This window comes from Streptomyces sp. NBC_00690, from assembly GCF_036226685.1.
Taxonomy (GTDB): Bacteria; Actinomycetota; Actinomycetes; order Streptomycetales; family Streptomycetaceae; genus Streptomyces.
This window is the reverse complement of sequence record NZ_CP109009.1, coordinates 3,125,591-3,138,268: the sequence shown is the minus strand read 5'-3', so window position 1 is coordinate 3,138,268 and position 12,678 is coordinate 3,125,591. Positions and strand designations below refer to the sequence as shown.

Genomic DNA, 12,678 nt, shown 5'->3' with positions numbered 1-12,678 from the left:
TGCGCCCATGGCCGGCGCGGAGAGGGAACGGGACGGTCGTGCACGAGCCGAGCAGCCTCGCCCGTCGCGATGACTTCCCGGCCGCCCCCTCCCGGCCCCACGGCTGCCAGTACCACCGCTGAACGCTGCCACCGCCCCGGGTGAAGGTACGGAGAGCCGACCCCGAGAAGTGCGGCGAGATCGGGAACCATGTGTGACGAAGGACACGTTGATCGATCGTAAGCGTCTCAAGCGACCTTCGCGGGGTAGGGGCCCCAAGGACTCGTTACCGCCAGTTATCGACTGATGGGAGTGTTCGTCATGGCTGCATCCGCCCACCTTCTGCTCTCCGCGCTCGCCCCCGTGCCCACCCTGCCCGAGCAGCTCCAGGCCGCGGAGCGCGCCTCGGAAGGACCCCGATCGAGCCCGCCCCGCACCGCGCTCGGTCACCCCGGGAAACCCTCGGCGCCCGATGGCCAGGACGGCAAACCCTCGGGGCTGCGCCCCCTCCTCGGCATATCCTCCGGCCCCGCCCCCGGCCCGTATCTCAGTGAGCTGCCCGGTCCGGGCCCGCTGACCAGCGAACCTCCGCTGCCCGACGCGGCGCCGCTCACCAGCGAACCGCCCCTCGCCTCCCTGACTCCGCTCACCAGCGAGCCGACCGCCGCGGCGATCACGGGAGGAGCCCAGTCCCCAGGAGTCTGAAGGAGTCCCCATGGGCCTAGCCAGGCTCGCGGCGCTGCACGGCGTCGCGACCGCCCATTCGCCGAGTTCGGGCGTGCCGGTGCCCGTTCCCGAGAGCACGATCGTCGCGGTACTGGCCGCCCTGGGCGTCGATGCATCGGATCGCGCCGCGATCCATCGCGCACTGGATCGCGCCGAGTCCGCCGCGGCCGATCGATTCCTGCCCCCCACCGTGGTCCTCTGGCGGGCAGCCGCCGCCGCTGGTGAGACGGCCCCCCTCGCCGTCGAACCGCCACCCGCCCTGGCCCAGCTGCCGGAAGGCACCTCCCTCTGGGTCACCCCGGAGGGCGAATCGAGCCCCACGTTCCGAGGCCCGGCCCCTGAGTGGGGCGCCCTGCCCTGCGGTGTCCACCGCCTCGGCGCCAGCACCCCCGACGGGCGCAGCGCGCACGCCTGGCTGATCGTTGCTCCCTCCCGAGCTCCCGCCGTCCCGCGGCGTTCCCACGGCTTCCTCGTCCAGCAGTACTCCCTGCTCTCCGAGCGTTCCTGGGGCATGGGCGACCTCGGTGACCTGGCCGAACTGGCGAGTTGGTCGGCCCATTCACTGGGCGCGGACTTCCTCCAGGTCAACCCCCTCCACTCGGGCGTCCCCGCCGAGCCCGGGGCCTCGGCCGACCCCTCTCCGTACCGCCCGTCCTCGCGGCTCTTCCCCGACCCCGTCCATCTGCGGATCGAGAACATCCCCGAGTACGCGTACGTCGTCGGCGCCGACCGGGCCCGGCTCGATCTGCTGGGCGAGAAGGCCGCCCGACTGAGGGAAGCGGTCCTGGACAAGGGCGCCCTGATCGATCGCGACGCCGTGTGGGCGCTCAAGCGGTCCGCACTGGAGTCGGTGTTCCGGGTTCCGCTGGGCCCCGGGCGTCACGCTGACTACTGCGCCTTCCTCGCCGAGCGCGGCCAGGCGCTGGACGACCACGCCACTTGGTGCGCCCTCGCCGAGGTGCACGGCCCCGACTGGCGCTCCTGGCCCGAGGGGCTGCGCGACCCGCGCTCACCCGCCACCCGCAGCGCGCGGCACGAGTTGAGGGACCGGGTCGAGTTCCACTCCCGGGCGGCCTGGGTCACCGACCGACAGTTGATCGCCACCGCCCGGGCGGCCCGCGAGGCGGACATGGCCGTCGGGGTGATCCATGACCTCGCGGTCGGTGTGCATCCGTGCGGTGCCGATGCCTGGGCACAGGGCGAGGTCTTCGCCGCGGGCATGTCGGTCGGTGCGCCGCCCGACGCCTTCAACGCGCGGGGCCAGGGCTGGGGGCTGCCGCCCTGGCGACCGGACGCGCTGGCCGCATCCGGTTACGCACCCTTCCGCGAACTGCTGCGCGGGCTGCTCCGGTACGCGGGAGGAGTGCGGATCGACCATGTGATGGGGCTCTTTCGGCTCTGGTGGATCCCCGAAGGCAGCCCACCCACGGACGGCACCTATGTGCGGTACGACGCCGAGGCGATGCTCGCCGTCCTCGTCCTGGAGGCGGACCGGGCGGGAGCGGTGGTCCTGGGCGAGGACCTCGGTACGGTCGGACAGGGCGTAAGGGAGGCACTGGAGCGCCGAGGGGTGTTGGGCACCTCTGTGCTCTGGTTCGAGCGTGACTGGGAGGCCGGTGGGCATCCACTGCCACCCCAGGAGTGGCGCGAAGGGTGTCTGGCCACCGCCACGACACACGACCTGCCGTCCACCGCGGCCCGCCTCACCGGAAGCCAAGTGGATCTGCGGGATCGACTCGGGCTGCTCACCGAGCCCGTGGAGCGGGAACGCTCGCGTGAGCAGGCCGATGTCCATGGGTGGCTGCGCCTGTTCCAGGGGCTGGGGCTGCTCCCCGAGGGCGCACGGGACGAGGAGGGGCAGATCCGGGCGGTCCACCGCTTCCTGCTGCGGACCCCAGCCCGGCTCGTCGGGATCTGGCTGCCCGACACGGTGGGGGACCGTCGCCCGCAGAATCTGCCCGGCACCTGCGAGGAGTATCCGAACTGGCGGCTCCCCGTGGCCGATGCCGAGGGCCGCCCCATCACCCTGGAGGCGTTGGCGACCTCACCGCGGATGCATGCCCTGATGGAGGTCTTCACCAACCGTCGAACAGGGTGAGCTGATCGGCCGCGATGCCCCGTACGGCACCCCGGGCGCGCGGTCGGATCAGCCATTCGCTACGTTGGCTCCGTGGACAAGAAGAACGCTATGCGCGCCGGAACCGTCATGGCCGGTACGACGCTGATGATGCTGCTCCTGTCGTCGCCCGCGCTCGCCCTGACGCCCGACGACGGCGATGACCCGGCCCCGCGGCTGAGCGTGGTCGAGACCCTCGGCCTCTTCGTCGCCGCCCCGCTGGCGATCTTCCTGGTGATCGCCGGTCTGGTCATGGTGCTCGACAAGTCGCGCAAGCCCCAGGTCTGACCGGCCGCTGCGCCACTGACTCCTTCCTCGGGCGCTCCGGGGTGTGCCGCTGACCGCGCACACCCGGGGGCGCCTTCGGCTCGTTACTCGTGCACCGAGAGCAGCTTGCGCAACAGCGCTGCCAACTGGTCGGCCTCCGCGGGATCCAGGGCCGCTCCACTCATCTCGTGCTGCCGGGCAAGCCCTGCCGTGACGGCCTTGTCGGCCAGTTCAAGTCCACGGTCGGTGAGCGTCACCCGCAGCGCACGTCGATCGTCCGGGCACGGGTTGCGGGTGAGCAGCCCGGCCCTCTCCAGTCGGTCGAGTCGCCCTGTCATCCCTCCGGTGGTCAACATCAGGGTGGCCGACAGGTCGCGGGGGGAAAGTGTGTAGGGCTCTCCCGCGCGACGCAGGGTCGCGAGCACGTCGAACTCTCCCCGGGACACCCCGAAGCGCGCGTACTCCTTCTCGATCAGATCGCCCATCGCCCGCGCGATCCGATAGATCCGCCCGTAGACGGCCATGGGTGCGGTGTCGAGATCAGGACGCACTGCTGCCCACTGCTCGGTGATCGCGTCCACAGCGTCCGCTGCATTCACTGCGTTCGACGTGTCGGCTGTTCTCGTCGCGTCCTTCACGTCGTTCACGTCCTTCGTGCTCTTGGCGAGAGGGCCGCCCGGCTTCGCCCTGGGCGGGGACACCGCACGGCCGGCAGGGGTCTTGGACCTGCCCGGGGCAGCGTCCTCCGTGGTGGAAGTGCTCTCGGAGGCGGTGTGTGACGTGGGCGACGAATCCATGGGAACAGTATCCGTCCGGCTTGGGTTGACTGCAATTAAGTGACTCGCGACTAAGTAACTTGCGAGTAAGCTATTTGCAGTCTTCTGGACAGTCTTGTGGAGAGGGACCCATGAACCGCGCTGCCGCCGTCGCGCTCACTGCGCTCGCCCCGGTCTCCTGGGGTTCCACCTATGTGGTCACGACCGAGTTCCTCCCCCCGGACCGGCCGCTGTTCACCGCACTCCTACGGGCCCTGCCGGCCGGTCTGCTGCTGCTCGCCGTCACCCGGGCACTCCCGCGGGGCGCCTGGTGGTGGAAGGCGGCGGTGCTGGGCGCGCTCAACATCGGAGCCTTCTTCCCCCTGCTCTTCCTCGCCGCCTATCGGCTTCCGGGCGGGGTCGCCGCCGTGGTCGCATCGGTGGGGCCCCTGTTCGCGGTGGGACTGGCGGCCCTGCTGCTCAGCGAGCGGCCCACCGTTCGCACCCTCGCCACCGCGATCGCCGCGACCCTCGGGGTGAGCCTCGTGGTGCTCCAGGCGGGTGCTGCCTTCGACCTCGTGGGGGTGATCGCGGGGCTGGCCGGCGCTGCGTCGATGTCCGCCGGGGTGGTCCTCACCAAGCGTTGGGGACGCCCCGAGGGCGTCGGCCCGCTGGCCATGACCGGATGGCAACTCACCGCCGGCGGGGTGTTGATCGCACCGCTCGCCCTACTGGTCGAGGGCGCACCCCCGGCATTCGACGCACGCGCCTTGGCCGGCTACCTCTATCTGGCACTGATCAACACCGCCTTGGCCTACTGGCTCTGGTTCCGGGGCATCGAGCGACTGTCGGCGACGTCGGCGATCCTGCTCGGCCCGCTGTCGCCCCTCACCGCAACCGTCATCGGGTGGGCGGCGCTGGGGCAGGCGCTCACCGCCGTCCAACTCATGGGGATGACCGTGGCGTTCGGTGCCACGCTGGTGGGGCAACTGGGCCCGCGCCGCACCAGGGCCGAGGTGCCCACGCTCGACCCGGCCGGTTCGACGACAGCCGGTTCGACGACAGCCGGTGCGCCCGCTCCGGCTCGTCCCGCACTCGCCGGGGACCGTTCCCCCGCCGAGGAACCCGAGCCCGAGCCCGAGCCCGAGCCCGCGTACGCGCCCACGGCGTCCACGGCGTCCACAGCGTCCACGGCGACGTTGACCAAGCAAACAGCGCCCGCAGTGACGGCAGCGCCCGCAGTGACCGCGGCGAAAACCTCGCCCGAGCCAGGTACCCCGTAGCCAGCGGCGTTCTCCATGCGGGGGAGACTCCCGTCCATACGACATCGATCCACGGCCGAGGGCCGGTTTCACCACAGTGCTGTGGCGGAACCGGCCCTCCCGGCTACGACGTCCCGCCCCCCTTGGGGTAACGGTGCCGATCGGGTACTGGTCGTCGGACACGACCTGGGCGCGGCCCCCGTGATCGACTCCTTGAGCCGCTCACCCCGCCCTGAGCAGCCCCCGGTCCCACTGGGTCAGGACGCCTCGATGGCCGCCGATGACACCGCCAGGGTCTGCAAATACCGCATCAACGTCATCAGCACATCCCGGCTGGACCCCCGCAACCGGGCGTCGCACTCAACGAGCGGCACCGAGTCGGGCAGGTCCAACGCGCCACGGATCTCGTCGAGCGGGTAGTGCGGCGCGTCCGGGAAGGAATTGACGGCCACGACGAACGGCACCCGGCGCTCCTCCAACCGTCCGATGACATCGAAGCTGACCTCTAGTCGACGGGTGTCGACCAGGACGACCGCGCCCAACGCCCCTTCGAACAGACCTCGCCACAGGAACCAGAACCGCTGCTGCCCGGGCGTGCCGAACAGGTACAGCACCAACTCCTCGTTGATGCTGATCCGGCCGAAGTCCATGGCGACCGTCGTCGACGTCTTGCGTTCCACGCCCTGGGTGTCGTCGACGCCGACCCCCGCCTGGGTCATGGTCTCTTCCGTGGTCAGCGGTCTGATCTCGGACACCGAGCCGACCAGAGTGGTCTTGCCCACTCCGAATCCGCCCACGATGACCACTTTGACCGCTGCGGTCGCCGTTTCGGGCAGCACGTCCTCGCTGCGCGGCCCCAGGGTCTGCTCAGAGCTTCTGAAGTCCATCGATCACTGCCTCAATCAAAGCGCGGTCGGGAAGTAGGGCCGGTTGGACCGGCGCGCGTGCCATCACCCTTTTGTCGATCAGGAGATCGCTGAGCAGGACGGTGACCACGCTCACCGGGAGACCCAGATAGGCGGAGATCTCGGCGACCGAGAGGGGTGCTTGGCACAGTCGGATGATGGCGGCCTGCTCCGGCTGCATTCCGTGCCGGGGGCCCGACTTGGCCACGATCAGCGTGACCAGGTCGAGTCTTGCCGGCACGGATGCACCACTGCGCCCGCCGGTGATGACATACAGCCGCTCGGGACTGCTGTCTTCCCAGTCCCCCGCTTTGCTCACGCGGACTGCCTGTCCTGACGCGGCGGTGTGCTCAGGTGCTCCCCGATGCGCAGTACGAGGTCGCGCATCTGCTGGCCCATCAGTCCGGCGTCGACGCCCTCATCGGCGAGGACGGCGAGGAACGCTCCCGCACCCGCTGCCATGAGATAGAAGAAGCCTCCGGTCATCTCGATGACGACCAGGTGCATCCGGCCGTCGCTGCCGGGGAGTTCGGAGGCGACCGCACCCGCCAGGCTCTGGAGTCCCGCACAGGCGGCGGCCAGTCGATCGGCGGTGTCGTTGTCGGCGCCGTACTGGGCCATCCGGAGACCGTCCGCGGACAGCACGACCACATGCCGGGTCTGCGGTACGCCTTCCGCCAAGTCCTTGAGCATCCAGTCCATGTTGGTCTGGTTGGACTGCTGCTGAATCATGGCTGCGTACTCCCCTTGTTCGTCTGATTGGCCTCACCGGCCAGGCCGTTCTGGAACGCCGCGAGCCACATGCCGGGCTGTACCGCGGGTATGGACTCCGACTCCTGCGCCGAGGCGGCCGGCGCTGAGCTTGTCGGGCTCTTGCGCCTCCGCTGGGGCAGCCCGGTTGCTGTCCGTTCGGTGATGACCGGGAGTTCTTCCTCGGTCGTGGTGAAGTCCGCCATCATGGGCCCGGTGGCCTGCCGGATGACGCGTACGGGCCGTTCCGCGGGAAGGGGCGCGCTGGCGGGGCGAGGCCCCGAGGTGGCTCCGATGCCGTGCGCCAGTCCGGTGGCCGAGGAGATGGTGGTGATCAGGTCCTTGGGCACGACCAGCACCGCGCGCACCCCGCCGTACGCGGAGGAGCGCAGTGAGACCTGGAAGCCGTACGCCTGGGAGAGTCGGCCGACCACGGCGAGCCCCAGGCGGGGCGTCTCTCCGAGGTCGTTGACATCGATGCCCTCCTGCGCCTGGCGCAGCATCCGTTCGGCCCGCTGACGGGCCTCCTCGCTCATGCTGACTCCGCCGTCCTCGATCTCCACGGCGATGCCGGAGTTCACATCGAGGGCGGTGAGGTGGACCTTGGTCTGGGGCGGTGAGTAGCGAGTGGCGTTGTCGAGCAGCTCGGCGAGTGCGTGGATCAGCGGCTCGACTGCGGTTCCGACGACGGCGACCTCGGCGACCGAGTGCAGTTCGACCCGCTGGTAGTCGGTGATCCGGGACATCGCGCCACGCATCACGCTGTAGAGGGGGACGGCCCTGCTCCACTGGCGACCGGGGCGCGCACCGCCGAGCACCGCGATGGAGTCGGCGAGCCGACCGATCAGGGCGGTGCCGTGGTCGATCTGCAACAGATCGCCGAAGACCTCGGGGTTCTTGCCGTGCCGGTCCTCCATCTCCCGCAGCTGCTGGGCCTGCTGGTGGACGATGGCTTGGACTCGACGGGCGATGTTTACGAAGGCGCGTTGGGCCGACTCGCGGAGGTCCTCCTCCTTGACAACGGCATCGAGGACCGAACCCAGCACGGCCTGGTGCTCGGCCGAGGTGTGGAGGGAATCGAGGATGTCCTCGGGGAACTCGCCCTTGCGCAGCCGTTGCACGACCAGGGGCAGCAGTTCGACCACCAGACGCGTGGTTTCGGCCTGCTCCCGGGCCAGCGCCGCCTCGCGCTGGGACAGTCGCACGCTCAGCAGGGTTACCCGTCGGCCGCGGCGCACGGTTTCCGCGCAGGAGACGGCGATGGCGAACACGGCGATCACATCGACCCAGATCACAGCGGTGCGAGCCGAGGACGAGACCAGAGCTGCTGCGGTTGCCGCCGCGGCGGCGGTGATGACGACGGGCACGAGCCACACAAGGGAAGCTGCGGGCCGCGGATTTCCGGTCGACGTTTCCTGTCGAACCATCAGCACCCTCAAACCATCGGAACGGAAATGATCAAAATGACATCAGTCGGGGAGCATATCCCCGTGCGGTTACGGGTGGTGACGGCGGGTCAGCGAATTTGGCGGGATGTATGCGCTCGAATTTGGCGAAGACGCCCGTGTCGTGGGCTCCAAGCCTTGGATGGGCGATTTTAGGCCAACTTATGGGCAGAGTCGGGGGGAAAGCCACCCCCCGACGGCAGAAGAAACCGCTCCCATGGCTCGCCACCTGCACGGACAGCTACCGGATGAGCGTGCGATGGAAACCCCGGCGAGCGAAATCGGTCGGCGTCGGGCCAACTGAGACGCCCTCGGACACACCGAAGGGCCGTGGCCCGAGGAAGATCCTCGGGCCACGGCCCTTCAACAGAGGGTGAAGCGTCAGGAAGCCGCTGTGCCGTCCGCCGACTGTGCCTTCAACGCCCGCTCCACACCGGCTCGTGACTCGGAGATCAACCGTCGCAGTGCCGCGTTCGGCTGCGCCGACTCCAGCCAGGCGTCGGTGACGTCCAGCGTGGCCGGGGAGACCTGGAGCGAGGGATAGAGCCCCACCGCGATCTGCTGGGCCATCTCATGGCTGCGCGACTCCCAGACCCCCTTGACCGCCGCGAAGAACTTCTCGGTGTAGGGGGCGAGCAGCTCACGCTGATCGGTCTGCACGAAGCCGTGGATCACGGACTCCTGCATCGAGTTGGGCAGGCTGTCGCCCTCGACCACAGAGGCCCAAGCCTCCGCCTTGGCCGCCTCGGTCGGCCGCGCCGCCCGAGCGGTGGCCGCATGACGCTCGCCCGCCGCCGTCTTGTCCCGCTCGTACTCGGCGGCGATGTCGTCCTCGTCGAGCACGCCGGTGGCGGCCAGCCGCTCGACCAGGGTCCACCGGAGCTCGGTGTCGATCGCCAGGCCCTCGATGGTCTCGGTGCCGTCCAGCAGGGCCCGCAACAGATCCAGCTGCTGCGGGGTCCGGGCGGTCGCCGCGAAGGCCCGCGCCCACGCCAACTGGTGGTCACTGCCGGCAGCGGCGGAACGCAGGTGCGCCACGGTGGCGTCCGTCCACTGCGTCAGCCCCGTCTCGCGCCACTCGGGAGCCGCGTAGAGGTCGATCGCCAGCTTCGTCTGCCGGTGCAGCGACTGCACCACACCGATGTCCGACTCCTTGCCGATGCCCGACAGGACCAGGGAGAGGTAGTCCCGGGTCGCCAGTTCGCCGTCACGGGTCATGTCCCACGCCGATGCCCAGCACAGGGCACGCGGCAGCGAGGCGGTGAAGTCGCCCAGGTGCTCGGTGACCACCTTGAGGGACTGCTCGTCGAGCCGGACCTTCGCATACGACAGGTCGTCGTCGTTGAGCAGCACCACGGCGGGCCGCGGGGTGTTCTCGGGGAACGGAACCGGTGTCAGCTCACCGTCGACGTCCAGCTCGATGCGTTCGGTCCGCACCAGCTTGCCGGCCGCGTCCAGGTCATAGCAGCCGATGGCGATCCGGTGCGGGCGCAGCGTCGGCTCCCCCTTGGCGCCCGCAGGCAGCGCCGGGGCCTCCTGGCGCACCGCGAAGGACGTCACGTGCCCCGCGCCGTCCACCTCGATCTCCGGCCGCAGGATGTTGATGCCCGCCGTCTGGAGCCACTTCTGCGACCAGGTGGTCAAATCGCGACCCGAGGTCTTCTCCAGCGCACCGAGCAGATCGCTCAGCCGGGTGTTGCCGAAGGCGTGCGCCTTGAAGTACGCCTGCACCCCGCGGAAGAACTCGTCCTCGCCGACGTACGCCACCAATTGCTTCAGTACGGAAGCGCCCTTGGCGTAGGTGATGCCGTCGAAGTTGACCAGGACATCGTCGAGGTCGCGGATCTCCGCCATGATCGGGTGCGTGGACGGCAACTGGTCCTGCCGGTACGCCCAGGTCTTCATGGAATTGGCAAAGGTGGTCCACGAGTGCGGCCAGCGCGAGCCGGGCGCCGCGGCCTGGCAGGCGATGGAGGTGTAGGTGGCGAACGACTCGTTGAGCCAGAGGTCGTTCCACCACTCCATGGTGACCAGATCGCCGAACCACATGTGCGCCAGCTCGTGCAGGATGGTCTCCGCCCGCACCTCGTACGCCGCGTCCGTCACCTTGGAACGGAAGACGTACTGGTCGCGAATGGTCACCGCACCCGCGTTCTCCATGGCGCCCGCGTTGAACTCCGGCACGAAGAGCTGGTCGTACTTGGCGAAGGGGTAGGCGTAGTCGAACTTCTCCTGGAACCAGGCGAAGCCCTGCCGGGTGACCTCGAAGATCGCGTCCGCGTCCAGGTACTCGGCGAGCGAGGGGCGGCAGTAGATGCCGAGAGGGACCGACTGTCCGTCGCTGTCGTACGAGCTGTGCACCGAGTGGTACGGGCCGACGATCAGCGCGGTGATGTAGGTGGAGATCCGCGGCGTCGGCTCGAAGGCCCAGACGTCGCCCTCGGGGCCCGTCGGCTCGGGGGTCGGCGAATTGGAGATCACCGTCCATCCCTCAGGGGCCTTCACGGTGAACTGGAAGGTCGCCTTCAGGTCGGGCTGCTCGAAGTTCGCGAACACCCGACGGGCATCCGGCACCTCGAACTGCGTGTACAGGTACGCCTGCTGGTCGACCGGGTCGACGAAGCGGTGCAGACCCTCGCCCGTGTTCGTGTACGAGCAGTCCGCCACCACGCGCAACTCGTTCGGCCCCTCGTGGAGGTGCTTCAGCTCGATCCGCGAGTCACGGAAGACGGACGCCACATCGAGCGACCTGCCGTTCAACACCACCTCGTGCACGGCGGGGGCCACCAGGTCGATGAAGCTCTCCGCATTCGCCTCGGCGGAGTCAAAGCGCACGGTGGTCACTGACCGATAGGTGCCACCCTCCTGCGCCCCGCTCAGATCGAGATCGATCTCGTACGCATGGGTGGTGAGCAGGCGCGCCCGCTGCTGCGCCTCTTCGCGGGTCAGATTCGTGCCAGGCACGCTGGTGTCTCCTTGCATTTCTGAAGTTTTTCGTGACGTTTGCCGTCATCCTTCCATGCGGCGGCGCTCTGGAAGCCGGAGTTTCCCGCCACTGGCCGAGGAGTGCCTGGCCTGGGCGAACGATCTCCACGGGCGGTCGGTATCCGTGCCGGCCAGTGGCTACCCAGACCGCGCGACGCCAATCCCCGCAGCCGGCACACGACCGTCCGAACGCGCGACCCCCAGGGCGTCGGGCGGCATGCACAAGGCCCCGCCCGGGCTCCGGACGGGGCCTTGCACAGGAGGACGAACCGACTAGCCGCGAAGTTCCTCGGCGACCAGTTCGGCGATCTGCACCGCGTTCAGCGCGGCGCCCTTGCGGAGGTTGTCGTTCGACAGGAACAGGGAGATTCCGTGCTCCACCGTCTCGTCGACCCGGATGCGGCCCACGTACGAGGCGTCCTTGCCGGCGGCCTGGAGGGGCGTGGGGATCTCGGAGAGCTCGACACCGGGTGCGTCCTTGAGCAGCTCCCGGGCGCGCTCGACGCTCAGCGGGCGCTCGAAACGGGCGTTGATCTGGAGCGAGTGGCCCGAGAACACGGGGACGCGCACACAGGTGCCGGACACCTTGAGCTCCGGCAGTTCCAGGATCTTGCGGGACTCGTTGCGCAGCTTCTGCTCTTCGTCGGTCTCGAAGGAGCCGTCGTCGACGAGGTTGCCCGCGAGCGGGACGACGTTGAAGGCGATGGGGCGCTGGTAGACGGTGGGCTCGGGGAAGTCCACGGCCTCGCCGTCGTGGGTGAGCTCGGCCGCCTTGTCGATGGTCTGCTTCACCTGGCCGTCGAGCTCGGCCACCCCGGCGAGGCCGGAGCCGGACACGGCCTGGTAGGTGGTGGCGATCAGCGCGCTCAGCCCGGCTTCGGCGGCCAGCGGCTTCAGCACCGGCATGGCGGCCATGGTGGTGCAGTTCGGGTTGGCGATGATGCCCTTGGGGCGGTCCTTGATCGCGTGCGGGTTCACCTCGGAGACGACCAGCGGCACCTCGGGGTCCAGCCGCCAGGCGGACGAGTTGTCGATCACGACCACGCCCTGGCCCGCGACCTTCTCGGCCAGTGCACGGGAGGTGGCGCCGCCCGCGGAGAACAGGGCGATGTCCAGCCCGGAGTAGTCGGCGGTGGAGGCGTCCTCGACGGTGATCTCCCGGCCCTCCCACGCGATGGTGGAGCCGGCCGACCTGGCGGAGGCGAACAGCCGCAGCTCGTCGACGGGGAACTTCCGCTCGGCGAGGATCCTGCGCATGACTGTGCCGACCTGACCGGTGGCTCCGACGATACCGACCCTCACGGACGTCTCCTTCTTGCCTGCTTGCCTGTTCAAGGTGTCTGTGGCCACGGGGACCAAGTCCATGATGCGTATGTCCACGGCCCGGTTGTCCAGTCCATTGTCCAATGGCTGGGATGTGTGATGTAGGCCATGCCGCCCGGGCCCCTGGGCGGGCAACGGCGCAGCGGCGAGGCGTGAGGCACGGCG

The 12,678-nt window shown here is 69.4% G+C and carries 11 protein-coding genes; 4 read left to right on the top strand and 7 right to left on the bottom strand.

The genetic code is table 11. The annotated features are described in order from the left end of the window. Positions 1-300 precede the first annotated feature (300 nt). The 3 genes from OID54_RS13820 (at position 301) to OID54_RS13810 (ending at position 3,109) form a co-directional block, all read left to right on the top strand. Entirely contained in the window at positions 301-684 is a 384-nt protein-coding gene (locus OID54_RS13820; RefSeq protein WP_329018993.1) for a hypothetical protein, read from the top strand. A gap of 10 nt (positions 685-694) precedes the next feature. Further along, positions 695-2,803 (top strand): 4-alpha-glucanotransferase, encoded by a 2,109-nt coding sequence (malQ, locus tag OID54_RS13815; protein ID WP_329018990.1) that lies wholly within the window; start codon positions 695-697, stop codon positions 2,801-2,803. Between the two features lie 72 nt (positions 2,804-2,875). Continuing rightward, positions 2,876-3,109, top strand: a complete 234-nt coding sequence (locus tag OID54_RS13810; RefSeq protein ID WP_329018987.1) for a hypothetical protein — start codon at positions 2,876-2,878, stop codon at positions 3,107-3,109. A gap of 83 nt (positions 3,110-3,192) precedes the next feature. Here OID54_RS13810 and OID54_RS13805 read toward each other — a convergent pair whose 3' ends face one another. Beyond that, positions 3,193-3,669: a MarR family winged helix-turn-helix transcriptional regulator gene (locus tag OID54_RS13805; RefSeq protein ID WP_329027485.1), complete on the bottom strand. Its 477-nt coding sequence runs from the start codon at positions 3,667-3,669 to the stop codon at positions 3,193-3,195. Positions 3,670-3,995: 326 nt separating this feature from the next. Between OID54_RS13805 and OID54_RS13800 the strand changes: the two genes are divergently transcribed. Continuing rightward, positions 3,996-5,126 (top strand): EamA family transporter, encoded by a 1,131-nt coding sequence (locus tag OID54_RS13800; protein ID WP_329018984.1) that lies wholly within the window; start codon positions 3,996-3,998, stop codon positions 5,124-5,126. Between the two features lie 236 nt (positions 5,127-5,362). On the opposite strand, the gene OID54_RS13795 is transcribed toward OID54_RS13800, so the two are convergent. From OID54_RS13795 to OID54_RS13770, 6 genes are all read right to left on the bottom strand, one after another. After that, positions 5,363-5,992 carry a GTP-binding protein gene (locus tag OID54_RS13795; protein WP_329018982.1) on the bottom strand — a complete coding sequence of 210 codons (630 nt, stop codon included), beginning with the start codon at positions 5,990-5,992 and terminating at the stop codon, positions 5,363-5,365. Then, positions 5,973-6,329 (bottom strand): DUF742 domain-containing protein, encoded by a 357-nt coding sequence (locus tag OID54_RS13790; protein WP_329018980.1) that lies wholly within the window; start codon positions 6,327-6,329, stop codon positions 5,973-5,975. Before OID54_RS13790 ends, OID54_RS13795 begins: the two co-directional genes overlap by 20 nt. Next, positions 6,326-6,742 (bottom strand): roadblock/LC7 domain-containing protein, encoded by a 417-nt coding sequence (locus OID54_RS13785; RefSeq protein WP_329018977.1) that lies wholly within the window; start codon positions 6,740-6,742, stop codon positions 6,326-6,328. The genes OID54_RS13790 and OID54_RS13785 overlap by 4 nt, the downstream gene beginning before the upstream one ends. Further along, entirely contained in the window at positions 6,739-8,187 is a 1,449-nt protein-coding gene (locus tag OID54_RS13780) for a sensor histidine kinase (RefSeq protein ID WP_329018974.1), read from the bottom strand. The genes OID54_RS13785 and OID54_RS13780 overlap by 4 nt, the downstream gene beginning before the upstream one ends. A gap of 399 nt (positions 8,188-8,586) precedes the next feature. Next, on the bottom strand, positions 8,587-11,169 hold the full coding sequence (gene pepN, locus OID54_RS13775) for an aminopeptidase N (protein WP_329018970.1): 2,583 nt from the start codon (positions 11,167-11,169) through the stop codon (positions 8,587-8,589). 294 nt (positions 11,170-11,463) lie between these two features. Further along, on the bottom strand, positions 11,464-12,492 hold the full coding sequence (locus tag OID54_RS13770) for an aspartate-semialdehyde dehydrogenase (RefSeq protein ID WP_329018967.1): 1,029 nt from the start codon (positions 12,490-12,492) through the stop codon (positions 11,464-11,466). Positions 12,493-12,678: the final 186 nt, after the last annotated feature.

Coding starts and splice junctions, on each gene's coding strand:
- malQ (WP_329018990.1), top strand. CDS start 695: ATGGGCCTAGCCAGGCTCGCGGCGCTGCACGGCGTCGCGACCGCCCAT.
- OID54_RS13785 (WP_329018977.1), bottom strand. CDS start 6,742: ATGATTCAGCAGCAGTCCAACCAGACCAACATGGACTGGATGCTCAAG.
- OID54_RS13820 (WP_329018993.1), top strand. CDS start 301: ATGGCTGCATCCGCCCACCTTCTGCTCTCCGCGCTCGCCCCCGTGCCC.
- OID54_RS13795 (WP_329018982.1), bottom strand. CDS start 5,992: ATGGACTTCAGAAGCTCTGAGCAGACCCTGGGGCCGCGCAGCGAGGAC.
- OID54_RS13780 (WP_329018974.1), bottom strand. CDS start 8,187: ATGGTTCGACAGGAAACGTCGACCGGAAATCCGCGGCCCGCAGCTTCC.
- OID54_RS13800 (WP_329018984.1), top strand. CDS start 3,996: ATGAACCGCGCTGCCGCCGTCGCGCTCACTGCGCTCGCCCCGGTCTCC.